This window comes from Burkholderia sp. BCC1638, assembly GCF_902833195.1.
GTDB lineage: Bacteria > Pseudomonadota > Gammaproteobacteria > Burkholderiales > Burkholderiaceae > Burkholderia > Burkholderia diffusa.
Genome location: NZ_CADFEC010000033.1, coordinates 34,229 through 59,483, shown reverse-complemented (window position 1 = coordinate 59,483; position 25,255 = coordinate 34,229). Strand labels below are relative to the sequence as shown.

The 25,255-nt window shown below is 66.4% G+C and carries 21 protein-coding genes; 15 read left to right on the top strand and 6 right to left on the bottom strand.

The genetic code is table 11. The annotated features are described in order from the left end of the window. Window positions 1–124: 124 nt before the first annotated feature. The 9 genes from HWX22_RS27140 to HWX22_RS27100 all read left to right on the top strand — a co-directional run bounded on the left by HWX22_RS27140 (window position 125) and on the right by HWX22_RS27100 (window position 14,316). The gene (locus HWX22_RS27140) at window positions 125–1,006 is read left to right on the top strand and encodes a glycine betaine ABC transporter substrate-binding protein (protein WP_175910190.1); all 882 of its coding nucleotides are present in this window, start codon (window positions 125–127) and stop codon (window positions 1,004–1,006) included. Between the two features lie 167 nt (window positions 1,007–1,173). After that, the gene (gene glyA / locus HWX22_RS27135) at window positions 1,174–2,466 is read left to right on the top strand and encodes a serine hydroxymethyltransferase (protein ID WP_175910189.1); all 1,293 of its coding nucleotides are present in this window, start codon (window positions 1,174–1,176) and stop codon (window positions 2,464–2,466) included. A 163-nt stretch (window positions 2,467–2,629) separates the two neighbouring features. Then, window positions 2,630–3,517, top strand: coding sequence for a dihydrodipicolinate synthase family protein (locus HWX22_RS27130; RefSeq protein ID WP_175916753.1), 888 nt, complete (start codon window positions 2,630–2,632; stop codon window positions 3,515–3,517). Between the two features lie 6 nt (window positions 3,518–3,523). Beyond that, the gene (locus HWX22_RS27125) at window positions 3,524–4,855 is read left to right on the top strand and encodes an FAD-binding oxidoreductase (RefSeq protein ID WP_175910185.1); all 1,332 of its coding nucleotides are present in this window, start codon (window positions 3,524–3,526) and stop codon (window positions 4,853–4,855) included. Between the two features lie 16 nt (window positions 4,856–4,871). After that, window positions 4,872–6,365 carry an aldehyde dehydrogenase gene (locus HWX22_RS27120; RefSeq protein ID WP_175916752.1) on the top strand — a complete coding sequence of 498 codons (1,494 nt, stop codon included), beginning with the start codon at window positions 4,872–4,874 and terminating at the stop codon, window positions 6,363–6,365. A 267-nt stretch (window positions 6,366–6,632) separates the two neighbouring features. After that, window positions 6,633–7,634, top strand: coding sequence for a LysR substrate-binding domain-containing protein (locus tag HWX22_RS27115; RefSeq protein ID WP_175910182.1), 1,002 nt, complete (start codon window positions 6,633–6,635; stop codon window positions 7,632–7,634). A gap of 29 nt (window positions 7,635–7,663) precedes the next feature. Further along, window positions 7,664–8,593, top strand: coding sequence for a LysR substrate-binding domain-containing protein (locus tag HWX22_RS27110; protein ID WP_175916751.1), 930 nt, complete (start codon window positions 7,664–7,666; stop codon window positions 8,591–8,593). Window positions 8,594–8,771: 178 nt separating this feature from the next. After that, the gene (locus HWX22_RS27105) at window positions 8,772–10,028 is read left to right on the top strand and encodes an aromatic ring-hydroxylating dioxygenase subunit alpha (protein ID WP_175910180.1); all 1,257 of its coding nucleotides are present in this window, start codon (window positions 8,772–8,774) and stop codon (window positions 10,026–10,028) included. 766 nt (window positions 10,029–10,794) lie between these two features. Continuing rightward, complete coding sequence (locus HWX22_RS27100; RefSeq protein WP_175910179.1) at window positions 10,795–14,316, top strand: pyruvate carboxylase; 3,522 nt, start codon at window positions 10,795–10,797, stop codon at window positions 14,314–14,316. Window positions 14,317–14,452: 136 nt separating this feature from the next. Here the strand turns inward: HWX22_RS27100 and deoC are convergent, their stop codons facing one another. Together deoC and HWX22_RS27090 are read right to left on the bottom strand one after the other, a co-directional pair. Beyond that, complete coding sequence (gene deoC, locus HWX22_RS27095) at window positions 14,453–15,133, bottom strand: deoxyribose-phosphate aldolase (RefSeq protein ID WP_175916750.1); 681 nt, start codon at window positions 15,131–15,133, stop codon at window positions 14,453–14,455. A 186-nt stretch (window positions 15,134–15,319) separates the two neighbouring features. Then, window positions 15,320–16,180: a PhzF family phenazine biosynthesis protein gene (locus tag HWX22_RS27090; RefSeq protein ID WP_175916749.1), complete on the bottom strand. Its 861-nt coding sequence runs from the start codon at window positions 16,178–16,180 to the stop codon at window positions 15,320–15,322. Window positions 16,181–16,233: 53 nt separating this feature from the next. Here HWX22_RS27090 and HWX22_RS27085 point away from each other — a divergent pair, with 53 nt between their 5' ends. Further along, a complete protein-coding gene (locus HWX22_RS27085) occupies window positions 16,234–16,551 on the top strand; it encodes a hypothetical protein (protein WP_175916748.1) in 318 nt (105 codons plus the stop codon). Between the two features lie 120 nt (window positions 16,552–16,671). Here the strand turns inward: HWX22_RS27085 and HWX22_RS27080 are convergent, their stop codons facing one another. Beyond that, window positions 16,672–17,643 (bottom strand): AraC family transcriptional regulator, encoded by a 972-nt coding sequence (locus tag HWX22_RS27080; RefSeq protein ID WP_175916747.1) that lies wholly within the window; start codon window positions 17,641–17,643, stop codon window positions 16,672–16,674. A gap of 94 nt (window positions 17,644–17,737) precedes the next feature. On the opposite strand from HWX22_RS27080, the gene HWX22_RS27075 reads away from it, so the two are divergent. Both HWX22_RS27075 and HWX22_RS27070 read left to right on the top strand, forming a co-directional pair. Further along, window positions 17,738–18,571: an oxidoreductase gene (locus HWX22_RS27075; protein ID WP_175916746.1), complete on the top strand. Its 834-nt coding sequence runs from the start codon at window positions 17,738–17,740 to the stop codon at window positions 18,569–18,571. Window positions 18,572–18,826: 255 nt separating this feature from the next. Next, on the top strand, window positions 18,827–19,663 hold the full coding sequence (locus HWX22_RS27070) for an alpha/beta hydrolase (RefSeq protein ID WP_175916745.1): 837 nt from the start codon (window positions 18,827–18,829) through the stop codon (window positions 19,661–19,663). 186 nt (window positions 19,664–19,849) lie between these two features. On the opposite strand, the gene HWX22_RS27065 is transcribed toward HWX22_RS27070, so the two are convergent. Both HWX22_RS27065 and HWX22_RS27060 read right to left on the bottom strand, forming a co-directional pair. Then, complete coding sequence (locus HWX22_RS27065) at window positions 19,850–21,256, bottom strand: 3-deoxy-D-arabino-heptulosonate 7-phosphate synthase (RefSeq protein ID WP_175916744.1); 1,407 nt, start codon at window positions 21,254–21,256, stop codon at window positions 19,850–19,852. 133 nt (window positions 21,257–21,389) lie between these two features. Next, window positions 21,390–21,989 carry an NAD(P)H-dependent oxidoreductase gene (locus HWX22_RS27060; RefSeq protein ID WP_175916743.1) on the bottom strand — a complete coding sequence of 200 codons (600 nt, stop codon included), beginning with the start codon at window positions 21,987–21,989 and terminating at the stop codon, window positions 21,390–21,392. Between the two features lie 109 nt (window positions 21,990–22,098). Between HWX22_RS27060 and HWX22_RS27055 the strand changes: the two genes are divergently transcribed. Next, entirely contained in the window at window positions 22,099–23,016 is a 918-nt protein-coding gene (locus HWX22_RS27055) for a LysR family transcriptional regulator (RefSeq protein WP_175910166.1), read from the top strand. A gap of 174 nt (window positions 23,017–23,190) precedes the next feature. Here HWX22_RS27055 and HWX22_RS27050 read toward each other — a convergent pair whose 3' ends face one another. Beyond that, on the bottom strand, window positions 23,191–23,952 hold the full coding sequence (locus HWX22_RS27050; protein ID WP_175910164.1) for a fumarylacetoacetate hydrolase family protein: 762 nt from the start codon (window positions 23,950–23,952) through the stop codon (window positions 23,191–23,193). A 264-nt stretch (window positions 23,953–24,216) separates the two neighbouring features. On the opposite strand from HWX22_RS27050, the gene HWX22_RS27045 reads away from it, so the two are divergent. Both HWX22_RS27045 and HWX22_RS27040 read left to right on the top strand, forming a co-directional pair. Next, window positions 24,217–24,696, top strand: coding sequence for a universal stress protein (locus HWX22_RS27045; protein ID WP_059692769.1), 480 nt, complete (start codon window positions 24,217–24,219; stop codon window positions 24,694–24,696). A gap of 14 nt (window positions 24,697–24,710) precedes the next feature. After that, complete coding sequence (locus HWX22_RS27040) at window positions 24,711–24,902, top strand: DUF2964 family protein (RefSeq protein ID WP_059537270.1); 192 nt, start codon at window positions 24,711–24,713, stop codon at window positions 24,900–24,902. Window positions 24,903–25,255: the final 353 nt, after the last annotated feature.

Below are 25,255 nucleotides of genomic sequence, written 5' to 3'. Positions count from 1 at the left end.
ACGATGAAGCGCCGCGGCCACGGTGCCGCGGCGGAACCGGTGTAGCAGTGCGTGGAGACCAGAAACGCCGACCAAAGGCGTTCCTCACATTTGAAAGACTCGCGTGATTAACAAGGAGTGCTAGATGAATACCCATACGTTCAAGTCGCTTCTGGCGAAACTTGCGGTATCGACGGTGGTTGCCTGCGGCGCAGGTGTAGGAGCGGCGTCGGCGGCCGAGCCGGTCAAGATCGCGGTGACCAACTGGGCTGACGTGCTCGCGGTGGCCAACGTCGCTAAGTACGTGCTGGAAACGCAACTCAAGCAACCGGTGCAGTTCGTCCAGGCCGACATCGGCATTCAGTACCAGGGCGTCGCCCGCGGGGATCTCGACATCATGGTCGGCGGCTGGCTGCCGGTCACGCACGGGACGTACTACGCGAAGTACAAGAACGACCTGGACGACGTCGGCATCATCTATACCGGCGGCAGGAACGGCTGGGCGGTGCCGACCTACGTTCCGGAGTCGGAGCTGTCGTCGATCGCCGACCTGAGCAAGCCGGAAGTCAAGAGCAAGCTGAACGGCACGGTCCAGGGCATCGAGCCGGGCGGCGGTCTGATGCAGGCATCCGAGAAGACCATCAAGGCGTACAACCTGGACGGCTACAACCTCCAGGCGTCGAGCGAAGCCGGCATGCTGGCGAGCGTGTCACGTGCGTACCAGTCGAAGCAGTGGATCGTCGCGACAGTGTGGAGCCCGCACTGGTTGTTCCAGAAATGGCAGATGCGTTACCTGAAGGATCCGAAGGGCACGCTGGGCGGTGAAGAGCAGATCCACGCGTTCGCATCGAAGAAGTTCGCCGGCAAGTTTCCGCGCGCCGACGTGTTCTTCAAGCACCTGAAGCTGACGCTGGCCGACGTCGAAGCCATCGAGTTCGAAGGCAACAGCACAAACGACTACGCGACGGCCGCGAAGAAGTTCGTCGATGCACACCCGGAGAAGCTGAAGGCATGGCTGCAGCAGTAAAGCCGCGCCCAAGCGGCGCGGACGGCGCGATCGGCGTCGTCCGCGCGAACCGGCCGGTCTTACCGACCGAAGTCGATGGCCGGGGCCGCGACGAGGGCGCCGGCCTCGCAGTGTGCGGTACACGCAATCCACGCAGCACGTCACGAATCGCGTCGCGGAGTCAGCAAGTGAACGAGAACGCCCGCTTTTTTTCCGAAACGCTTCAGAGTCGGGATCCGGTGATCGCGTCGGAAATCGCACTCGAACTGCGTCGCCAGCAGAGCCAGATCGAACTGATCGCGTCCGAAAACATCGCGTCGTCGGCGGTGCTGGAAGCACAGGGCACCGTACTGACGAACAAGTACGCGGAAGGCTATCCGTCGCGGCGGTACTCCGGCGGTTGCGACCATGTCGACCGGATCGAGGCGCTTGCGATCGATCGCGCGTGCGCGCTGTTCGACGCCACGCATGCGAACGTCCAGCCGCATTCGGGCGCGCAGGCCAACGGCGCGGTGATGCTCGCGCTCGTCAAGCCCGGCGACACGGTGATGGGCATGTCGCTCGATGCGGGCGGCCTTACGCACGGCGCGCGGCCCACGCTGTCGGGGAAGTGGTTCAACGCGGTCCAGTACGGCGTGAACCCCGACACGCTGCGCATCGATTACGACGACGTGCGGCGGCTCGCCGAGCGTAATCGCCCGAAACTGATCATCGCCGGTTACTCCGCGTATCCGCGCGCGCTCGACTTCGCCGCGTTTCGCGAGATCGCCGACAGCGTCGACGCGAAGCTGATGGTCGACATGGCGCACATCGCCGGCATTGTCGCGGCGGGCCGGCATCAGAACCCGGTGCCGTTCGCCGACGTGGTGACGTCCACCACGCACAAGACGCTGCGCGGCCCGCGCGGTGGCTTCATCCTGACGAACCACGCCGAGGTCGCGAAGCAGATCGATTCGGCGGTGTTTCCGGGCTTGCAGGGCGGCCCGTTGATGCATGTCGTCGCCGGCAAGGCGGTGGCCTTCGCGGAAGCGCTTCGTCCAGAGTTCACCCGCTATATCGACCAGATGCTGCGCAACGCACAGGCGCTCGCGCACGTGCTGGCGGCCGGCGGTCTGACGCTCATCACGGGCGGCACCGACAACCACCTGCTGCTGGTCGACCTGCGGTCAAGACGCATTACCGGCACGCAGGCCGAGAAGGCACTGGAGCGCGCCGGCATCACGTGCAACAAGAACGGGATTCCGTTCGATACGGAAAACCCGTCCGTCACGTCTGGCATTCGGCTCGGCACGCCGGCCGGCACGACGCGCGGCTTCGGAACCGCGCAGTTCGAGCAGATCGGCGAAATGATTCTCGACGTGCTGGCAGCGCTGGGGCGCAATCCGGACGGCGATGAGGCGGTCGAGCGGGCGGTCCGGACCCGCGTGCGCGACCTGTGCAGCCAGTTCCCCATCTACGCGCCTGCGGAGGCGTTTGCCTGATCCTGGAGTCGGGCCTGGCGTAGGAAATCATACGGATCACGTATCGAATCGATCGGAAGCTGGCTGCGCGAATGCAGCGGCGTACCGATGACGTTTTGTCGAATTGCCGGTTTCATGCCTGACGGCTGAAACCTGGCGCAACCACTTGATTGAGGAATCGAAAATGAGCTTCGAGGGCGTACACACACCGCTGGTCACCCCGTTCGACGCGGATGGCGAAATCAACCACGAACTGCTGGGTCGCCACGCGGCCGATCTCGCCGGCCGGGTATCCGGTCTCGGCATCGGCGGGACGACAGGCGAATACTACGCATTGAGCTTCGACGAGCGTGTGCGCACGTTCGACACGGTTGCCGCCGCGGCCGGTGGCAAGACATTCCTGATCGCGGGTATCAACGCGACGACGACGAAGGAAGTGCTGCGCCTCGGCCGCGAAGCGAAGCGCGCGGGGCTGAACGCGCTGCTCGTTGCAGCGCCGTACTACGCGCAACCGACGCAGCAGGAACTGCTCGCGCACCTGCTCACGGTCGACGACGCGCTCGACATGCCGATCATGCTCTACAACTTCCCGGCCCGCACGGGCACCGAAATCGGAGACGACATTCTCGAGCAATTGCTCGAGCGAAAGAATTTCGTCGCGATGAAGGAAAGCACCGGCGACATCGCGCATCTGCATCATCTGTCGACGCACTTCAGCGGCCGGCTCGTGCTGAGCTGCGGGATGGACGACCAGGCGCTCGAGTTCTTCGCGTGGGGCGCGCGCAGCTGGGTCGGCGGCGCATCGAACTTCCTGCCCGAAGCGCACACCGATCTGTTCGACGCATGCGTGGAGCGCGGCGATTTCGCGACCGGTCGCAAGCTGATGGCACAACTGCTGCCGGTGCTCGAACTGCTCGAGCGCAGCGGCAAGTTCATTCAGTACGTGCGCTACGGCTGCGAGCTGGCCGGCTTGCCGGTCGGCGTCGCCCGTGCGCCGCTCGGTGCGCTGTCGGACGACGAGCGCGATGCGTTCGCGAAGCTCGTGAAGCCGCTGCTGCGCGACGGTCGGTAATTCACCATGAGCTCGACTCTGGAATTCGCGCGGTTTCCGGCGCCGGACGGGATGAACGGCTGGTGGGAGAGTCTGCCGCCGGCGCCGGAAGCGAGGACCGTGACGTCCGACAGCCGGTTCGACTGGGTGGTCGTCGGCGGCGGCATCACCGGGCTTTGCGCGGCGCGGCGGCTGGCGGAACTGGCACCCGGCGCGTCCGTCGCGCTCGTGGAGGCCGACCGGATCGGCCGCACGACGGCCGGGCGCAATTCCGGATTCTTCGTCGATCTGCCGCACGACATCAGCAGCGAAAGCTACTCGCGCAGCATCGAGGAGGATCGTGCGGACGTGCGGTTTCAGCGGCATGGCATCGACTATGTGCGCGAGATCGTGCGGCGCTTCGGCATCGATTGCGACTGGCGCGACGACGGCAAATTCCACGCGTCGGTCAACAAGAAGGGTGCCGCCGCGCTCGCGCATTTCGCCGACGGGCTGGCCCGCATCGGCGAAGCGTGCGAATGGCTCGACCAGGCCGGCATCCAGGGGGTGACCGGAACCGACTTTTACACGAGCGCGCTGTTCACGCCGGGCTGCAGCACCGTGCAGCCGGCGGCGCTGATGCGTGGCCTGGCGGCGACGCAACCGGACAACGTGACGGTGTTCGAACTCAGCCCGGTGACGCGGATCGAACCGCGCGGCGACACGCGCGTGCTGCATTTCGCCGGCGGCACGATCGTCGCGAAGCAGGTGATCCTGTGCACGAACGCATACGCGGCGACCTTCGGCATGCATTCGAACGGCTTGCTGCCCGTCTATACGTTCGCGTCGCTCACGCGCCCGATGAACCCCGACGAAGTGGCGAAACTCGGCGGCACGCGGTCGTGGGCGCTGATTCCGGCCGATCCGATGGGCACGACGGTGCGGCGTCTGATCACGAATCGCATTTGCGTGCGCAACCATTTCGCGTTCCGGCCGGACGTGAAGATATCGCAGGCCGATCTCGCGAAGTCCCGGCATCTGCATCAACGCTCGTTCGAGCGACGCTTCCCGATGCTCGGCGGCGTCGAGCTCGAATATACGTGGGGCGGGCCGCTGTGCCTGTCCGCGAACAACGGTGCGCTGTTCGGCAGGCGCGACGACGGCCTCTACGAGGCGATCGGCTGCAATGGCCTCGGCCTGAGCCGCGGGTCGGCCTCCGGCAAGCTGATTGCCGAATATGCGCTCGGCGAATCGAACAGCCTCGTGCAGCAGTTGCTCAAGCAGCCGCATCCGCGCCCGCTGCCGGTTCGACCGATCGTCGACCTGGCCGTGTCGGCGACAATCTGGGCCAAGGAATTCTCGGCCGGTGCCGAGCTTTGATTATTGAGGAAACAACATGACGACCCATCAGGATTGGAAGCAGAAAGCGAACGCGTTGTCGCTCGACGGTCGCGCGTTCATCGCGGGGCAGCGCGGCGCGTCGGCGTCGGGCGAGACGTTCGCGACGCTCAACCCCGCCTCCGGCGAGGTGCTCGCCGAGGTCGCGCGATGCGGCGAACGCGACGTCGACCGCGCGGTCGCGGCCGCGCGCGACGCGTTCGAATCCGGCGTCTGGTCGAAGGCCGCGCCCGCGCACCGCAAGGCGGTATTGCTGCGGGTCGCGCAACTGATCGACGAGCATGCCGAGGAACTCGCGCTGCTCGAAGCGCTGGAAGCCGGCAAGCCGATCGGCGAATGCCTGGGGCTCGACATTCCCGAGTCGGCCGCGTGCATTCGCTGGCACGCGGAGGTGACCGACAAGCGCTACGACGCGTTGTCGCCGTCCGGTGCGGGCGTGGTGAGCATGATCACGCGCGAGCCGATCGGCGTCGTCGGCGCGGTGCTGCCGTGGAATTTCCCGGCACTGATGCTCGCGTGGAAGATCGGCCCCGCGCTGTCGGTCGGCAACAGCGTGGTCGTGAAGCCGGCCGAACAGACGTCGCTGTCGACGCTGCGGATCGCCGATCTCGCGCTCGAAGCGGGCGTGCCGCCGGGCGTGTTCAGCGTCGTCACCGGGTTCGGCGGCGAGGCCGGCGAGGCGATCGGCCGCCACCGGGACGTCGATCTCGTCGCGTTCACCGGCTCGACGGCCACCGGCAAGCGGTTCCTGCACTACTCGGCCGATACGAACCTGAAGCGCGTCGTGCTCGAATGCGGCGGCAAGAATCCGCAGGTCATCCTGCCGGACGTCGCGAACCTTGACGCGGTGGCCGAGCAGGCGGTCGCGGCCGCGTTCTGGAACATGGGCGAGAACTGCAGCGCCGGCTCGCGGATCATCGTTCCGGCGAGCCGGAAGGCGGAACTGCTGGAGAAGGTCGAGGCGGTGCTCGCCGGGTGGAAGACCGGCGATCCGCTCGACCCGGACGTGAAGCTCGGCGCGCTGATCGAGCAGAAGCATTACGAGAAGGTGCTCGGCCATATCGAACAGGCGAAGGCGGAAGGCGCGCGCGTGGTGTGCGGCGGGCGCGCGATCCTCGCGGAGACGGGCGGCTGGTTCGTCGAGCCGACGATCTTCGATCAGGTGACGCCGGAGATGAGCATCGCGCGCGACGAGGTGTTCGGGCCGGTCGTGTGCTTCATCGAATACGACGACGTCGACGATGCGGTGCGGATCGCGAACGACACGTGCTATGGGCTGGCCGCGTCGCTGTGGACCGACAACGTGAACAGCGCGCACAAGGTCGCCGCGCGGATTCGTGCCGGAACCGTCACCGTGAACTGCTTCGGCGAAGGCGACCAGTCGACGCCGTTCGGCGGCTTCAAGCAGTCGGGTTTCGGCGGACGCGACAAATCCGTGTACGCGCACGATCAATATTGCGAGCTGAAGACCACCTGGCTGAAGCTGGACTGAGTGCACGCGCGGGCCGCGCGGCGGGGCCGACGAACATGCCGATCCGCCGTGCGCCTTGCAGTCCCCGTCATCGCTTCCGATAATGGCGACGCAGTGCACGATCGATCGAGAATGGCGTCATCGCAACGCTGCCCGGCCGACTCGCGAGCCGTAATATTCAGACAATCGAAAGGCTTGCGATGAAACTGTCCGCGGGCAGCCGATGGGGACGGTCGTCGACGAATGCGTCGACGCTGCGTCCGACCTCCGTTTTTGAGAGTGAACGCCATGTTGAAGAAGCAATTGTTTGCAGACCGACTCCTCGCGCAGATGCCGTCGCTTCGCGCGCTGCGGTGTTTCGTGACGGCGGCGCGCTACGAGAGCTTCACTCAAGCGGCCGAGGTGCTTTGCGTGACGCAGGCCGCGATCAGCCGGCAGATCAAGGAGCTCGAGGATTCGCTCGACGTCGCGCTGTTCGAGCGAACCGGCCGGCATATCGCGCTGACGGATGCGGGGCGCGTCCTCTACAACGCGTCGTACCTGTCGATCATGAACATCGCCGAGGCGGCGGAGGCCGTGCGCCGGACCGACAAGCATGCGTTGATGGTCTGCGTGTCGCATACGTTCTCGGCGCTGTGGCTGTCGTCGCGGCTGCCCGCGTTTCGCGAGCGGTTTCCGGATATCCGGCTGAACGTGATCGTCACCGAGCACTTCATGGAACTCGACGGGCTCATCGAGCCCGACGTGATCATCACGAAGAACCCGCCGCGCGAGCCCGAGTTCGAGGCCGAGCCGCTGTTTCACGACATCGTGTATCCGGTGTGCAGCCCGTCGTTTCACGAGCGGCATTTTCACGGCCGGTCGCTGAAGCCGCTCGACCTGCTTTCGAGCCCGACCCTGAACCTGTCGATGCTCGGCCGCGCGCAGGTCTGCGAGCACGTGGACTGGCGCGTGTGGCGCAACTGGTTCCAACAGAGCGACGGCACCGACATGCTGACCGGGAACAAGTATCTGGAAAGCAACGACTACCGGCTGCTCGTCGCGCAGGCCGAAGCCGGCGAGGGCACGCTGCTGGGCTGGCACCACCTCGTGCACCGTCAGATCGACCAGGGCATCCTGATGCGGCCGGTGCAGGACGTGCTGGTGTTTCGCGATCGCCATCACTATCTGATCACCCACCGGAATGCGCAGCCGCGCGAGGAATACCGGCTGTTCCGGAAGTGGCTCGGCGACGAGGTCGGCGTGATGATGCGCGGCTGGCTCGATGCCGGCGTCGAGATCGCTCAATAGCACGCCGCCCCGCATCGCGCGTTCGTCAGATGAAAGCTGCGTTGTCATCGCCCAAAGGTTATCGTCGTCTGATCCCGTCCGTGACCGCACTCGTCGAATTCGAGGCGGTTGCCCGCCTCGGCAGCTTCACGCTGGCCGCGCACGAGCTCGGCGTCACGCAGGCCGCGGTGAGCCGGCAGATCAGGTTCCTCGAGGAAGTGCTCGGCACGCGCCTGTTCCATCGGCTGCATCGCTCGATCGCGCTGACCGAAGAGGGGGAGGCGCTGTACCGGGTGGTCGCCGAGTCGATGCAGAAGATCGCCGGCGTGTTCGATCGCCTGACGAGCGGCCCGATCCGGCAGGAACTCGTCCTCGCGGCGACCTCCGCGTTCTCGCATTTCTGCCTGCTGCCGCGGCTTGCCGCGTTGAAGACCGCGCAGCCCGAACTGCAACTGCGTCTCGCGACGCTGATGTTTACCGCCGATCTTCGACACAACGAAATCGATATCGCGGTGCGCTACGGGAATGGTCGCTGGGCCGGTGGCACCGCGATCCTGCTGTTCGACGAGGAAGTATTTCCCGTCTGCTCGCCGGCCTGGCTGCGGCAGCACGGCACGCCGGAATCGCTGACGGAACTCGCCGCCGTCGCGCTGGTGGAGTCCGATTCGACATCGGAGGGCTGGATGGGGTGGGAGGCGTGGTTCCATGCCGTCGGCTTCCGGCCCGACCGCCTGAATTACGCGCTGCGCTGCAGCCTGTACACCGATGCGATCGACGCCGCGCGCTACGGTCATGGTGTCGCGCTCGGCTGGGGGCGGCTCGTTCATGACCTGCTCGACGCTGGGGAACTGGTGCGATTGCCGGTGGCATCCCTGCAGATGACGGACGCCTACTACATCGTGGTGCCGCACGGAAAGAGGATCACGCCGGCGATCGGCGGCCTCGTCGACTGGCTGCGGGCCGACGGCGGGCAGCGCTGACCCGGCTCGGTGACCGGATTTCCCCGGCACTTTTCCGCACACCCGATTCGCATGACGCAAGGTAATGCCAGAACGAAAATAAAGCGCGTTGATGCTCCTTTTCGGCAATCCAATACTGAAATCGACGCGGAACATTCGAAGCCGCGCGATTCCATCAACACCGGATTGGAGAAAGACGATGTCCGAAGTACAAGTCAAGACGCATGGCGAGCTGGTCCGCGGCCGCCAATCGGGCCACGGGATGCCCGGTGAGCTGTTCGGCCGTCAGGACGTATTCGAAACGGATGTCGAAGTCTTCTTCCGGAAGCACTGGATCCTGGTCGGCGTGACCGCCGACGTTCCGGAGCCCGGCGACGTGTCGACCGTCGACATCGGAAAGTCGTCGATCCTCATCGTGCGCGACGACGACGAGAACATCCGTGCCCACCGGAACGTGTGCCGCCACCGCGGCGCGCGCCTTAAGGAGGCCGGGAAGTCGACCGTCGGAATGCTCGTATGTCCTTATCATCAATGGACCTACGATCTCGATGGCACACTGCGCCACGCGACGCACATGGGCAAGGATTTCGACACGAAGTGCCGCAGCCTGATTCCGGTGAAGACCCGGATCATCGGCACGCACATCTTCGTATGTCTCGACGACGATGCACCCGAAGATATCTCGAAGCTCGAGGAGACGATGGCGCCACGCTTCGCGCCGTACGACCTGCGGCATACGAAGATCGCGTTCGAGCAGGAGATCGTCGAGAACGGCAACTGGAAGCTGGTGATCGAGAACAACCGCGAGTGCTACCACTGCGCTGGCACTCATCCGGAGCTGACCGCTTCGTTCCTGCCCGAGGATTTCGGCATCTGCCCGGAAAACCTCACGGAAGAACAGCGTCAGGCGTTCGAGGAATACCAGGCGCGCAATGCCACCTGCCAGGCGAACTGGGAGCGTGAAGGCTTCGTCGGCTCGACCGTCGAATGGCTCGACGAGGATGCCGTCACGCAGTTCAGGACGCAGCAGCTCGTGATCGCCGGCGAGGGGGAATCGCAGACGATGAGCACGAAGGTGGCGAGCACGAAGCTGTTCGGCGAGCTGGAGCGGCGCGATCTCGGCGATATGCATCTGTGGACGCACAATTCGTGGACCCACGTGATGAGCGACCACGCGGTGATCTCGTACATCATCCCGCTCGCACCGGACAAGACGCTCGTGCGCACGAAATGGCTCGTCCATGCCGACGCGGTCGAGGGCGTCGATTACACACTGTCGGATCTGACCGAGGTATGGGTCGCGACGAATACGCAGGACAAGCACCTCGTCGAGATCACGCACGCGGGCACGCAGGACCCCGCGTATGCGCCGGGTGTGTTTTCGCCGTTCACCGAGGCTTACGTCGATCGGTTCTCACGCTGGTATTCGGCGCGGTTGAGCGCACATGGAGTCTGACGCCGGTTGGACGCGCCGAGAGAGGATCGGAGTCGATCCGTCCCGGCGCGCAGGATTTCAGAATTGAAACTTCGATTCCATATCTGAGCCGATATGGCGCCGCGCTTCGCGTTCGGTCCCCGACCATCAACGCTGTCCGTTCGATATCGAACGTGGCCTGCTTTTTGCGTTAACCGGACGACATGCTCGATGTCCTCTCGTCTGACCGGTCTTTCCTGATGAAACGAAGCGGACAGTTCGAGAGGCGACTCGCTTTTCAATCGTAAGGTGAATGCAATGACTGGCAGCGGTAAACGAAACACGGTACCGGGCAACGACGCGCGCTGCGTAGCGCCGGAGCGCGAGGCGGACGCAGATCGATCCGCGACGACGCGCGAATCGTCCGGTGAACGACGACCCGATACGAACTGGGCATGGGCAAAGGGAACAGCGGGCTACGACTGGATGGATCACGCACCACTTTTCGATCACCGCGATTGATCCTGTCGCGAACGCAGGTCGTGCCACGGGATCGCCCCGTGGTTCGACCGACGACGATCGATGATCGACCTGCGAGCCGGTCCCTTATTTCCCGCTGGTCGGCTGGATGCTATTCGTCGTCGCGATGTCGATAGCGGCCATCCGGCGATCTGGCGAACATGTCGACTGGCGAAAGCCAGGGACGATGCAACCTCGAATGACCGACGCGCGAATCCGCACGCCGCCCAGCGAAGCAGGCGGGTGGAGGACGGCGCGTCGGCGAGCTCAATTCAACCATTCACTTTCCATGGCCGCCGTGACGCCTACCCCCATCCAGTCCATCCTGATCGCGAACCGCTCGGAAATCTCGATTCGCGTGATGCGTGCCGCCGCCGAACTGAACATGCGTACGGTCGCGGTGTATTCGAAGGAAGACCGCCTTGCGCTGCACCGCTTCAAGGCGGACGAGAGCTACCTGATCGGCGAAGGCAAGAAGCCGCTCGCCGCGTATCTCGACATCGACGACATCCTGCGCGTCGCGCGGCAGGCGAAGGTCGACGCGATCCACCCCGGCTACGGCTTCCTGTCGGAGAACCCCGATTTCGCGCAGGCGGTGATCGATGCCGGCATTCGCTGGATCGGTCCGTCACCGGACCTGATGCGCACGCTCGGCAACAAGGTGGCCGCGCGCAATGCGGCGATCGCGGCCGGCGTGCCCGTGATGCCGGCGACCTCGCCGCTGCCGGACGACCTCGACGCCTGCAAGGCGCTGGCCGCGGAAGTCGGCTATCCGCTGATGCTCAAGGCGAGCTGGGGCGGCGGCGGGCGCGGGATGCGCGTACTGGAAAACGATCAGGACCTCGAAACCCTGCTGCCGGTCGCGCGTCGCGAGGCGCTTGCCGCGTTCGGCAACGACGAGGTGTACGTCGAGAAACTCGTGCGCAACGCGCGGCACGTCGAGGTACAGATACTCGGTGACCTGCACGGCACGGTCGTGCATTTGTACGAGCGCGACTGCACGGTGCAGCGGCGCAACCAGAAGGTGGTCGAGCGCGCGCCGGCGCCGTATCTTGACGACGCAGGCCGGCAGGCGCTGTGCGAATCCGCGCTGCGCCTGATGCGCGCGGTCGGTTATACGCACGCGGGCACCGTCGAATTCCTGATGGATGCCGACACCGGCCAGTTCTACTTCATCGAGGTGAACCCGCGCATCCAGGTCGAGCACACGGTGACCGAGATGATCACCGGCATCGACATCGTGAAGGCGCAGATCCGCATCACGGAAGGTGGCCGGATCGGGCTTGCGGAGGACGTCGTGAACGGCGACGGCGCGATCGTCGAACGTGCGGCCGGCGTGCCCGCTCAGCAGGCGATTCCGCTGAACGGCAATGCATTGCAATGCCGGATCACGACCGAGGACCCGGAGAACGACTTCCTGCCCGACTATGGGCGGCTCACCGCGTACCGCAGCGCGGCGGGCTTCGGCGTGCGCCTCGACGCCGGCACTGCATACGGCGGCGCGGTGATCACGCCGTACTACGACTCGCTGCTCGTCAAGGTGACGACCTGGGCGCCGACGGCCGCCGAATCGATCCACCGGATGGATCGCGCGCTGCGCGAGTTCCGGATTCGCGGCGTCACGTCGAACCTGCAGTTCCTCGAGAACGTGATCAATCACCCGGCCTTCATCGCGGGCGACGTGACGACGCGCTTCATCGACAAGACCCCGGAACTGCTCGAATTCGCGAAGCGCGGCGATCGCGCGACGAAGCTGTTGCGCTATCTCGGCGAGCTGAACGTGAATGGGAACGCCGAGATGAGCGGCCGCACGCTGCCGGCATTGCCGTTGTCGAAGCCCGTGCTGCCGAAGGTCGATACGGCGATGCCAATTCCGGCCGGCACACGCGATCGCTTGCGCGAGCTCGGCCCCGAGAAATTCGCGACCTGGATGCTGGACCAAAAGCAGGTGCTGCTGACCGACACGACGATGCGTGACGCGCACCAGTCGCTGTTCGCGACGCGCATGCGCACCGCCGACATGCTGCCGATCGCGCCGTTCTACGCGCGCGAGCTGTCGCAGCTGTTCTCGCTCGAATGCTGGGGCGGCGCGACCTTCGATGTCGCGCTGCGCTTCCTGAAGGAAGACCCGTGGGAACGCCTTGCGCTGCTGCGCGAACGCGTGCCGAACATCCTGTTCCAGATGCTGCTGCGCGGCTCGAACGCGGTCGGCTACACGAACTACGCGGACAACGTCGTGCGTTTCTTCGTGCAGCAGGCCGCGAGCGCGGGCGTCGACGTGTTCCGCGTGTTCGACTCGCTGAACTGGGTGCGCAACATGCGTGTGGCGATCGATGCGGTCGGCGAGAGCGGGATGCTGTGCGAAGGCGCGATCTGCTACACCGGTGACCTGTTCGACACGTCACGTTCGAAGTACGACCTCAAATACTACGTCGGCATCGCACGCGAGCTGCAGCAGGCCGGCGTGCACGTGCTCGGCATCAAGGACATGGCCGGCATCTGCCGCCCTCAGGCGGTCGCCACACTTGTGAAGGCGCTCAAGGAAGAAACCGGGCTGCCCGTGCATTTCCATACGCACGACACGAGCGGGATCGCCGCGGCGTCGGTGCTCGCGGCAGTCGGTGCGGGCTGCGATGCGGTGGACGGCGCGCTCGACGCGATGAGCGGGCTCACGTCGCAGCCGAACCTGTCGAGCATCGCGGCGGCGCTGGCCGGCGGCGAGCGCGATCCGGGGCTGGACCAGGACCGCCTGCACGAAGCGTCGATGTACTGGGAAGGCGTGCGCCGGTATTACGCGCCGTTCGAATCGGAGATCCGCGCGGGTACGGCCGACGTCTACCGCCACGAGATGCCCGGCGGCCAGTACACGAACCTGCGCGAACAGGCGCGCTCGCTCGGCATCGATCACCGCTGGACCGAGGTGTCGCGCGCGTATGCGGACGTGAACCGCCTGTTCGGCGACATCGTCAAGGTCACGCCGACGTCGAAGGTGGTCGGCGACATGGCGCTGATGATGGTCGCGAACGACCTCGCCGTGGACGACGTGCGCAACCCGGACAAGGACATCGCGTTCCCCGAGTCGGTCGTGTCGCTGTTCAAGGGCGAGCTGGGCTTCCCGCCCGACGGCTTCCCGGCGGACCTGTCGCGCAAGGTGCTCAAGAGCGAGCCGCCGGCGCCGTATCGTCCCGGCGACCAGATTCCGCCGGTCGATCTCGATGCGGTGCGCAAGCAGGCCGAGGCCGCCTGCGAGCAGCCGCTCGACGACCGGCAACTCGCGTCCTACCTGATGTATCCGAAACAGACGGTCGACTATTACGCGCACGTTCGCGCGTATAGCGACACGTCGGTCGTGCCGACGCCGGCGTTCCTGTACGGACTGCAGCCGCAGGAGGAAGTGGCGATCGACATCGAGCCGGGCAAGACGCTGCTCGTGTCGCTGCAGGGCCAGCACGCCGATGCGCAGGACGGCATCGTGAAAGTGCTGTTCGAGCTGAACGGCCAGTCGCGTTCGGCGCTGGTCGAGCAGAAGAGCGTCGTGCAGGCGGGCAAGGAGCGTCATGGCCTGCAGCGTGCCGACCCGGCGAATCCGCTGCACGTGGCCGCGCCGATGCCGGGCTCGGTCGTGACGGTGGCCGTGCAACCGGGGCAGCGTGTGTCGGCCGGCACGACGCTGATCGCGCTCGAGGCGATGAAGATGGAAACGCACATCGCGGCGGAGCGCGACTGCGAGATCGCGGCCGTGCATGTGAAGCCGGGTGATCGGGTGGCGGCGAAAGATCTGCTGATCGAGTTGAAAGACCCGACGCAATGAGGGTTGCCGCGATCGGTCGTGCGTGGTGACCGAGCGGTGCATCGCAACCGGCATGCCGCCTGGCGGGGGAGGCGTGCCGAACTGTCCGGCGTCGGCTGGCTGCGCGCCGATGCGCGGCCAGCCGGCCCGCCACCGGTCAGTACGCCGCGTCGGTGCCGCCCTGGTCGGTGACGATCGCCACGCCGGAACTCGTGCCGAGCCGCGTCGCGCCGGCCTCGAGCATCGCAAGCGCGGTGGCGCGGTCGCGCACGCCGCCCGATGCCTTCACGCCGAGCACGGGGCCGACCGTGCGGCGCATCAGCGCGACGTCCTCGCGTGTCGCGCCGCCGTGCCCGAAGCCGGTCGACGTCTTCACGAACGCGACGCCGAGGTCGCGGCACATCTCGCACACGCGCACCTTCTCGTCGTCGGTCAGCAACCCCGTTTCGAGGATCACCTTGAGCGGCACCGTCCCGCAGGCGCGGTGCACCGCGTCGATGTCGGCCTTCACGTCGTCGTCGCGGCCGCTCTTCAGCGCGCCGAGGTTGATCACCATGTCGATCTCGCGTGCGCCCGCCGCGATCGCGGCCGACGCTTCGAACGCCTTCGCGGCGGACAGGCCCGCGCCGAGCGGGAAGCCGACCACCGCACACACGAGTACGCCGGTGTCGGCCAGCTCGCGCGCGGCGAGCGGCACGTTCGCCGAATTCACGCAGACCGAGTAGAAGCGATGCTCGGCCGCCTGGCGGCAGAGTTCGCGGATCTGCGCGTCGCTCGCGTCGGGCGCGAGCAGCGTGTGATCGATGGTTTGGGCGAGCTGGGCGTTGGAAAGCGGCATGTGTCGGGACTCCACGGATCGTGTGCCGAAAAGGTACACGGAAAGTTGATCTTCTCACATCGGTTTGTGACGAACGCGACATCGCTGATGAGGGTGCTGCGAGGGCATTCGTCGTCCCCGACGACCGTGCTCAGCCGAGGCTGACGCTGCATGAGGCGACGGTGTGAAAGATCGGGCGCGCCGCCGCTACACGTCGACGACCCCGCGCCCGAGTGCCACCACACGGCCGCCGACGCCGATCGCGCCGTGCTCGCTGACCGACAAGCGAAGCAGGCAAGGCCGGCCGACGGCTTCGCCTTGTTCGACCTGAAACGCGGCGGGCAGCGGATGGCCGGCTGCAAGCAGCCAGCCGCCGAGATTCGCGCAGGCCGACCCGGTACCCGGGTCTTCAAGAATCCCGCCGCCCTGTTTCGCAAAGAAATAGCGGGAGACCACTTTCCCGGGGCGATTCGCGTCGAACGCGAACACGTAGGCGGTCTTGCGGCCGAGGCTGCTGGTCGGCCAGATATCCAGGCAGGCGCTGTCGGGCCGGGCGCGGCGCACGGCAGCAGGGTCCTTGACCGCGACCAGCAACTGATCGGCGCCGGTATCGACCCAGCGGGGCGGCGCGAGCAAATCGTCCTGCGTCAGCCCCAGCATGGCGGCCGTTTCGGCATCGGACAATGCGCAGGGTGCCGTTTTCGGCACGCCGGCGTGCGGCGCGGTGAACGTCCACACGTCGTCGCTGGCCTTGACGTCGACCACGCCGGCCTTGAATTCGAGCGAGAACTCGTTGCCGACATTCAGCAGGTCGCGCACGACATGCGCGGTGCCGAGCGTCGGATGGCCCGCGAACGCCATTTCATGGCCGGGCGTGAAGATGCGCACGCGTGCACGCGCACGCTCCGACGGCAGCACGAAGGTCGTTTCCGACAGGTTGAACTGCACGGCCAGTGCCTGCATGGTCGCGTCGTCCATGCCGCGCGCATCCTCGAACACGCAGAGCGGGTTGCCGCCGAACGTGGATTCGGCGAATACGTTGAGCAGGCGGAACGCGTACTGTGTCATTGGGATCTCGCGTAGGTGGGTCTTGCCGGTCGGGACGCGCGAGCGTCGACGGCGTGTCGGGCTGCTTCGGCGCGATTCCGTATTTTGCCGGACGCATCGCGCCGATCGATGCGCGACCGATCGGAATTTCAGTTTTCATGCATCATCGGGTCTGTCCGATTCGTCGACGGCGATCGGGCCCGGGCATTCTCGAATACGCAACGATCGCGGATATTTTTTCGCCGGAGCACGAGGTCGCCCGAGAATCCGCAATCATTCGATTCGATCACGCCGCCGCCGTGCCCATGCAACGCACGACACTTGCCGAATCAGTCAGGCTGGAGGAAGACATGGCACTGCTGAATCCCCGATCTGCCGCGGCAATACCGTGACGGGGAACGCGCTGGCCCCCGGTACTGGGTGAACCAGACGCAGGACATCCGGGGCGTGACCGCGCTCATCCTGAAGTCGCTGGCGGGTCTGGTGCGCGACGCCGCGCGCGGCTCAGCCATTCAGTGCGACGACACGAACACCGCATCGTCGAACGCCGCCGGAATCGCGAACTGCGCGCGCATGCGCTTCGTTTCCTGCGCGGGCGTCTGGCCGAACAGCCGTTTGAATTCCCGGCTGAACTGCGACGCGCTTGCATAACCGACCGCATGGCCGGCCGCCTCCGCGGTCAGGTCCTGACGCACCATCAACAGGCGCGCCTGATGCAGCCGCGTCGACTTCAGGTACTGCATCGGCGACACCTGCGTGATCGCCTTGAAGTGGGCGTGGAAGCTCGGCACGCTCATGCCGGCTTCCGCGGCCAGTTGCGTCACGTCGAGCGATTGCGCGTAGTCGGCGTGGATCATGCGCAGCGAACGGCCGATCCGGCCGAACTGTCCACGCATCGCCAGCGCGTTCCTCATCGCGCCGCCCTGCGCGCCGGTGAGCACACGGAAATACAGTTCGCGCAGCAACCCGGGGCCGAGCACCGCCGCTTCGAGCGGGCGTTGCATCGCCTCGACGAAACGCAGCACGGTCGCGTGCATCGCGTCGTCCATCGGCGTCGACATCATGCTTTTCGGCGCCTGCACGGGTTCGGCGATTCCCTCGCGATCGATCCGCGCGGCCAGTTCGGCGGCCATCGCGAAATCGAGGTGCAGATACAGCGCGAGCAGCGGGCGCTCCGCCGTTGCGTCGGTTTCCATGCTGAACGGCACGGGCACCGATACGGCCAGGTAGTGATCCTCGTCGTACAGATAGCGTTCGCCGCCGAAATAGCCGCGCTTGCTGCCCTGGCACACGATCACGATGCCCGGGTCGTACAGCACCGGCGTGCGGGATAGCGCGCGGTTCGAACGCAGGATGCGCACGCTCGGCAGCGCGGTCAGGTTGTAGCCCTCGTCCGGCGCCAACGCATGCAGCAACGCGATCAGGCGTTTGCGGCCGCGCGCGGGCAGCGACGGCGAGCGGGGCGAGGAGGGTGCGTCGCTCATAATTTCAGGCAAGAAATTCAGCGGAATCGGGCTTATTCGACGTGGTTCGTCAGACTAGCATGCATGCTTCGATCGACATTCGGGAGAAGTTCACATGGCATCCGGCAACATCATGCTCATCACCGGCGTCAGCAGCGGCTTCGGCCTTGCGCTCGCGCAAGCGGCCCTGGCCGAGGGTCATACGGTGGTCGGCACCGTGAGAAGCGAAGCGGCAAAACGGGCGTTCGAGGCGCTGTCCCCGCGTGCGGCCATCGGGCGTGTGCTCGACGTGACCGACTTCGAGCGCATCGACGGCATCGTCGCGGAAATCGAGTCGAGCGTCGGCCCCGTCGACGTACTGGTGAACAATGCCGGCTACGGGCACGAAGGCATCATGGAGGAGTCGCCGCTGTCGGAGATGCGCCGGCAGTTCGACGTGAACGTGTTCGGCGCCGTCGCGATGATGAAGGCCGTCGTGCCGTTCATGCGCGAACGCCGGCGCGGCCGCATCCTGAACATCACGTCGATGGGCGGCCACATCACGATGCCCGGCATTGCCTATTACTGCGGCAGCAAGTTCGCGCTGGAAGGGATTTCCGAGGCGCTCGGCAAGGAGCTCGAGCCGTTCGGCATCGCGGTGACGGCGGTGGCGCCGGGCTCGTTCCGTACCGACTGGGCTGGCCGTTCGATGACGCGAACGCCGCGTTCGATCGCCGATTACGACGCGCTCTTCGATCCGATCCGCCAGGCGCGCGAGGAGAAAAACGGCCGGCAATCGGGCGATCCGGCGAAGGCGGCACGCGCGATGCTGGCGGTCATCGCGGCGGATCGTCCGCCGGCGCATCTGCTGCTCGGCAGCGATGCGCTTCGGCTCGTGCGCGCCAAATGGTCGGCGCTGGAAGACGAAATTCGCACGTGGGAGGCGGTAACCGTGTCGACGGACGGTTGACGCGCGATCGGCGCTGCGTGACGCGTCACACGGCGAGTTGCGTTGAAAGTCACACCTGCGGGCGCCGTTGCCCACCGGAGGCCGATGCATGACGGTATGTAATTGGCTTCATGACACGGTCGCGGTTTTCCGCTACAACACTGGGGTGCTGCGTCGACCGACGCGGTGTGCCACCGCGCCGCAGTTCGTGACCGACACCCGCCCGGGTGGCCGGCCGGCACGTGATGTTCACCTACCTCAAAGGAGCCTGCAGCCATGCCGTACATCACCACGAAGGACAACGTCGACATCTTCTACAAGGACTGGGGCCCGAAGGATGCGCAGCCGATCATGTTCCACCATGGCTGGCCGCTGTCTTCCGACGACTGGGATGCCCAACTGCTGTTCTTCGTTCAGAAGGGCTATCGCGTGGTCGCGCACGATCGCCGCGGCCACGGCCGGTCGACGCAGGTTTCCGACGGCCACGACATGGATCACTACGCGGCGGACGCGTTCGCGGTGGTCGAAGCGCTCGACCTGCGCAACGCGGTGCATATCGGTCACTCGACCGGCGGTGGCGAAGTCGCGCGCTACGTGGCCCGCCACGGCGAGCCGGCCGGACGCGTCGCGAAGGCGGTGCTGGTCAGCGCGGTGCCGCCGCTGATGCTGAAGACGGACGCGAACCCGGAAGGCTTGCCGCTCGAGGTGTTCGACGGCTTCCGCAAGGCGCTCGCCGACAACCGCGCGCAGTTCTTCCTGGACGTGCCGTCGGGTCCGTTCTACGGCTTCAACCGGCCGGGCGCGGTGGTGCACCAGGGCGTGATCCAGAACTGGTGGCGCCAGGGCATGATCGGCGGCGCGAAGGCGCACTACGAAGGCATCAAGGCGTTCTCGGAAACGGACCAGACCGAAGATCTGCGGTCGATCTCGGTGCCGACGCTCGTGCTGCACGGCGAAGACGACCAAATCGTGCCGATCGCGGACTCGGCGCTGAAGTCGGTCAAGCTGCTGAAGAACGGCACGCTGAAGACGTATCCGGGCTATTCGCACGGGATGCTGACGGTCAATGCCGACGTGCTGAACGCCGATCTGCTGGCCTTCATCCAGTCGTAATGCTAACGGCGCATGCCCGTTTTCGCGGGCTGCGCCGCACTGGCCGGTCACGCCGGCCGCCTCGGTTGCGATTTGCTTCGGCGTCCTGTGCGTTGTGCAGCGCGAGGACATCGCGTCGACTTGCCACCGAGCCGATGCGTCGGCGGCGTCGCGCGTGCGGCCGGACCGCGCCGCACGCGTCATACATCACGCATCGTTTGCGGCGCTGTCGCCGACATCGCCTTCGATCGCGGCCATCAGATCGTCGACGCCCACCATCAGCGCTCGAACCTGTCGCAGCGATTCGTACTGATGCAGCACCGCGCGCCACGACGGCAGTTCCAGCAGCGCTTGCCAGACGACACCGAGGCCGTGCGGATCGGCATCCGCGCACTGCGCCAGCGCGCTCGCGTATTCAAGGCTCGCCGACGCCGACAGCAGCTGCATCCGGCTCGCGGCCCCCAGCAGGCGCGGCGCAGGGTCTGCCGATGCATCGCAGCAGTACAGCACTTCGCGCTGCAGTGCCGCGTCGTCGATCGTCAGTGCGTGCAGCGACGCACCGTGCAGGCGTACCGCGCCTTCGCGCGTCTCGAACGCATAGACGGTGTCCGGATCGGCTTGCGCGAGCAGGCTCAGGCCGCGCAGCAGGCGCGGCAGGTCGGTGGTCGCGGCATCCGCGGACGCTTTCGCTTCGACGAGAAACAGGACGTGCCACGCGGCCGACGGATCGTCGCCGCGTGCGCGCTCGAGCAGCACCGCATCCCACTCGGTTTTCGCGCGGTCGTGCTTGCCGGGTATCGAGGCCGGAACGCGCATCGACGTGACCACGCGATACGTGCGATGCGCGTCGCTCGCATCGAGCTGCGCGGCCAGGGCGTCGAGCGCCTGCGCGGCCAGCGCTTCGACGGCCGCGCCCCGCTGTTGCGACGAGACGCCTTGCGCGACGGCGAGCGCGCTGCCTTCGAGCGGACCCTGGCGGCTCCACAACGTGCGGTATCGCTGGATGTCCGGATCCGGCGACAGTGCATCGAGACGCTGCAGCCGGGCGAGCGCGGCGCTGTCCTTCAGTTTGGCGATGTCCTGTTCGAACGCGGGATCGGTCGCCATCTCCGGTTGCGCGAGCAGGTGCCGCAGCGTGGCATCGAGATCGTCCCACGACGCGGCGGCCGCGGCCGCATGCAGCCGTGCGAGCGGCTCGCGTTGCCATGCCTGTGCACGCCGTTCGAGCCGGGCCGGATGCGCGATCGTGTTGACGGCCGAGCGCAGCGTGCGCCGATCCTGCTCGGCATGCGCGGCGAGCGATGCATATTCGCGCACGGCCGCGGCACCATGTCGAAGCACCGCGGCCTGGAATGCGGGGTCGCCGGATTGTGCGTCCATCGCGTCGCCGATCATTCGCGCGAGCGCGTCGATGAAGCGGCGTTGCAATGCCGGGGCGGGCGTGAGGCCGTCGGCCTGCATCCGGCGCGCTTCCTCGATCACGATGGCGATGATGGCGGCCGGGTTCGCGGCGTCGGTCAGCGACGATGCGCGCACGAACGGCGGCAGCCGGTAGCGGCGATCGACGGTTCTCAGGACTTCGTCCAGCAGGGCAGGCAACGGTGTCGGCGGCATGGCGAATGACGGGAGGGGCACGCGGTTCGCGCGTGACGGGCGATGTGCAACGGTATCACGCAGTGCCCGCATGCTGCAGCGTGTGTCGCGGCGAAGCTGCCGTTCGCGTGGCGCCCGCCGTACCCGCCGCGCGTTACGCGTGCAGCGCGTCGATCTGCTTGCGCGCGTTCGCCAACCCCGCTTCGAAGCCGTGCGGCTTCATGTCGAGCCCTTCCGCGTAGACGAACCGGACTTGATGGATGCCCATCAGGCCCAGCACGGCACGCAGGTACGGCGTGACGGCATCGGTCGCCTGGCCGACGTGCACGCCGCCGCGCGAACTGAACACGATCGCGTCGACGCTTTCGACGAGCCCCATCGGATAGGTGTCCGTGTAGCGGAACGTCACGTGTGCGCGTGCCACCAGGTCGAACCAGTTCTTCAACTGGGTCGGCACGTTGAGGTTGTACATCGGTGCGCCGATCAGCAGCAGGTCGCAGCCCTTCAGCTCGGCGACGAGTTCGTCGGACAGCGCGACCGCCTGCCGCGCACGCTCGCCCGGATTCGCCGCGCCGCGCAGCGCATGGAACAGTTCGCCGTCGAGCACCGGCAGGTCGAGATCGACGAGATCGCGCACGACCACGTCGTCCGCGTGCCCGCTGGCCTTGCGTTGGGCGAGGTATGCGTCGATCAGCGCGTTGGTTTGCGACTGGTCGCGGTTGATGCTGGACTTGAGTACGAGAATGCGGGCCATCTGGATTGCTCCGTTCATGCATGAAGAATGAAGCCGATCCTATCACCCACTTTTTGTCTCAAAAAGCGATAAGATTTCTCATTAATGTAGATTTTTTCGATCCAATTGCATGGGAAACAACCTCAACGGCATCGCCGTGTTCGTTGCCGCGGCGGAAGCCGACAACTTCGCGCAGGCCGCCGAGACGCTGCACATCACGCGTTCCGCGGTCGGCAAGAGCATCGCACGACTCGAGGCGCGGCTGGGCGTCGTGCTGTTTCAGCGCACGACGCGCAGCCAGAGCCTGACGAACGAGGGCGCGTTGTTCTATGAATACTGCCTGCGCGCGGTGGAGGAAATCCATGCGGGCGAGGCGCTGCTCGAAAGTGGCAAATGGCAGATGAAGGGGCGGCTGCGCGTGTCGATGCCGGCGCTGTTCGGGCATTTGTGCGTCGCACCGATCCTGATCGGGCTCGCGCGCGAGCATCCCGAACTCGATCTCGACCTGTCGTTCAGCGACCGGACGATCGACCTCGTCGAGGAGCGTGTCGACCTGGCGGTGCGGGTCGGCGCGCTGCCCGACAGCAGCGGCCTCGTCGCGCGTGCGCTCGGCGAGCACAAGATGGCCTTTTGTGCGTCACCGGCGTATCTGGAACGCTGCGGCGAACCCGCGACCGTCGACGCGCTCGCGCAGCACAAGGCGCTGGCCTATACGCATTACGGTCAGGTGCATCGCTGGCAAGTGGTCGTCGATGGCCGGACGGAGGAACTGCAACCGGCGGCCCGTCTGCTCTCCGACGACTTGCGCGCGGTGCTCGACGCGGCCGTCGCGGGGCTCGGTGTCGCGTGGCTGCCTTACTGGCTGGTTCGCGACGAGATTCGCCGCGGCGCGTTGCGCGAGCTGCTGGCTGACCGGCCGGGCGTGACCTATGGGATCCATGCAGTGTGGCCGCATAGGTCGCACCTGCCGCTGAAGGTGCGTGCGGCCGTCGATGCGCTCGTGAACCAGCTGCCGGCGCGACTGGCCGAGGTGGAAGCGCGGGCGTAGCGGCCCGCGAGCCGTACATGCGGCGAGCTCGCGGAAATGGCGCGACGTGCCGGGGCGAGCGATGAAGGCGTGACGGGTGCCGGCCGGTGTGAGTCGTTCAGCGCGTCGATGCCGGCACCTCACTGTGCGCGGGCGACGAAACGCACTGCGTGGCCCGTCGCCCGCCGCCGGACATCAGGCCGTCAGCGTCACCGACAGGCTGCCGAGTTCGCCGAAGCGCACCGTCAGCGCATCGCCGAGCGGCACGCCGATCGCGCCCGCATACGAACCGGTCGTCACGATCTGGCCGGCACGCGCGCCGTCGCCGCGCGATGCGAGGAAATTGACCAGCCACACGAGCGGCTTGAGCGGATCGCCGTCCGGATGACGGCCGTCGATCGTGCGATTCAGTGCGCCCTCGAACGACAGCGCGAGCGTCTCGAGCGGCACGTTCAATCCGTCGGGCACGACGGGACCCACGCACAATCCCTGGTTGAACTGCCCGTCGGCGAGCAGTTCGAACTTCGACGCGCGTGCGGGCTCCGCGTAACGGCAACCCAGCACCTCGAGCACGATGCGCACTTCGCGGATCGCGGCACGTACGTCGTTCTCATCGTATGGCTGCGCGCGGGCGGGCAGGTCGCGATCGAGCACGAACGCGATCTCCGGCTCGATCCGCACGATCGGGCCGCCGACGACGCGATACGGCGCATCGGCTTCGCGGATCGTCGACGCGAAGATCGGCGCGACGATCACGCGGTCGGGCGGCGGCAGCGCGCATTTCCATCCGCCGATGGCTTCGCCGAGCAGATCGGCGACGCGATGCTGGATCGCCAGCGCGGTATCGACGTTCTCGGGACGCAAGGCGTCGGGCAGCAGCGGGCCGGGCATGCCGGCATGGCGGGCGGCGACGAGATGCTGGGCGGCGCCGTCCACGCGTTCGGTAGTCGTTGTCATGTCGGTTGAGCGAGTTGAAAGTGAGCCGGCAAAAAAGGGCCGGACGAAGGTCGCAACGTCGATGATAGCGCCTTCGGCGCCATGGCCGCCCGGTTGCGCGGCGCGGCCGCGCGGACGGCGCGCCGTTTTTGCGCGTGGCGCTTTGCCGCACGCCGCGTTTTTGGTGGATCTTGATCGCCGTCAAGCTTCGAACCGGCTGTCCGCCGATGATGGGGACATGGCCGCACGCGACCGCGCGCGGCAACTCACCCCAGCGAGGTTCGCATGTACAAGAAGATCATGGTGGCCGTCGACGGCAGCGCTTCGTCGAAACAGGCGCTTGCCGAGGCAGTGAAGGTGGCAGTGGCTGGCGACACGCACGTCAGCGTCGTGTACGTGGTCGACAAGTCGGTGCTGTTCACGTACGCGGGTCGTTTCGATCCGCATGCGCTCATCGAGGAAATCCGCGACGACGGGCGCAAGGTGCTGCGTGAAGCCGAACAGGTCCTCGCGCAGGCTGGCGCGAAGGGCGAAGCCGAACTGGTCGAAACCGAGAGCATCGGCGAGGACGTCGCGGAGCGCCTGCAGCGTTACGTGAAGGAGCGCGGGATCGACCTCGCGGTGGTCGGCACGCACGGGCGGCGCGGCATCCGGCGCGTGCTGCTCGGAAGCGTCGCCGAGCGCTTCGTGCGTGGCTCGAAGTGCCCGGTGCTGCTGATTCGCGGCGACGATACCGGCGAGCCGGCGTCCGCCGCGGCAGCCTGACACGGCGGCGCGCGATGATACGCCGTCAATACCGGATCGTCGTCGCGGCGATCGCCGTATTCGTGTCGCTCGCGGGGATGATGGCCGTGGTGACGGGGCTGCTGTTCGACGAAACGATCGCGCTGCGTGGCGGCGCGGTCGCGTTGATCGTCGGCGTGGCCGGCTTCGTCATCATGCTCAACCCGGGGCCGAAGGGCGAGGGGTGACGCGCGGCACTTCCCCGGTTTCATGCAGGACCGGCACCGCAGCAGCACCGCCGGTCCGTCTTTCCGCGTCTCTCCGTCCGTCATGTCCGGCGCATTTGCACCATCCTGCCCGGCCGGCATCTCCCTCGCCGGCATGCCCGTATTTGATCCGGCCTGACACGGCAGCCGGTCGCGCGCATGCGGCCGCGACTCGTGCGTGATTGCATCGCGCCGCAAAAACGCGTGACGTCGCAACACTGCGGCTCTCATGCATAAACGCGTGACCGAGCGCCCGCCTGCAACCCGTCAAACCCTGACGCGAAAGTCCGGTGCCGGGCATGCCATTGGCACTCCTGTATCGATCCCCATTTAAC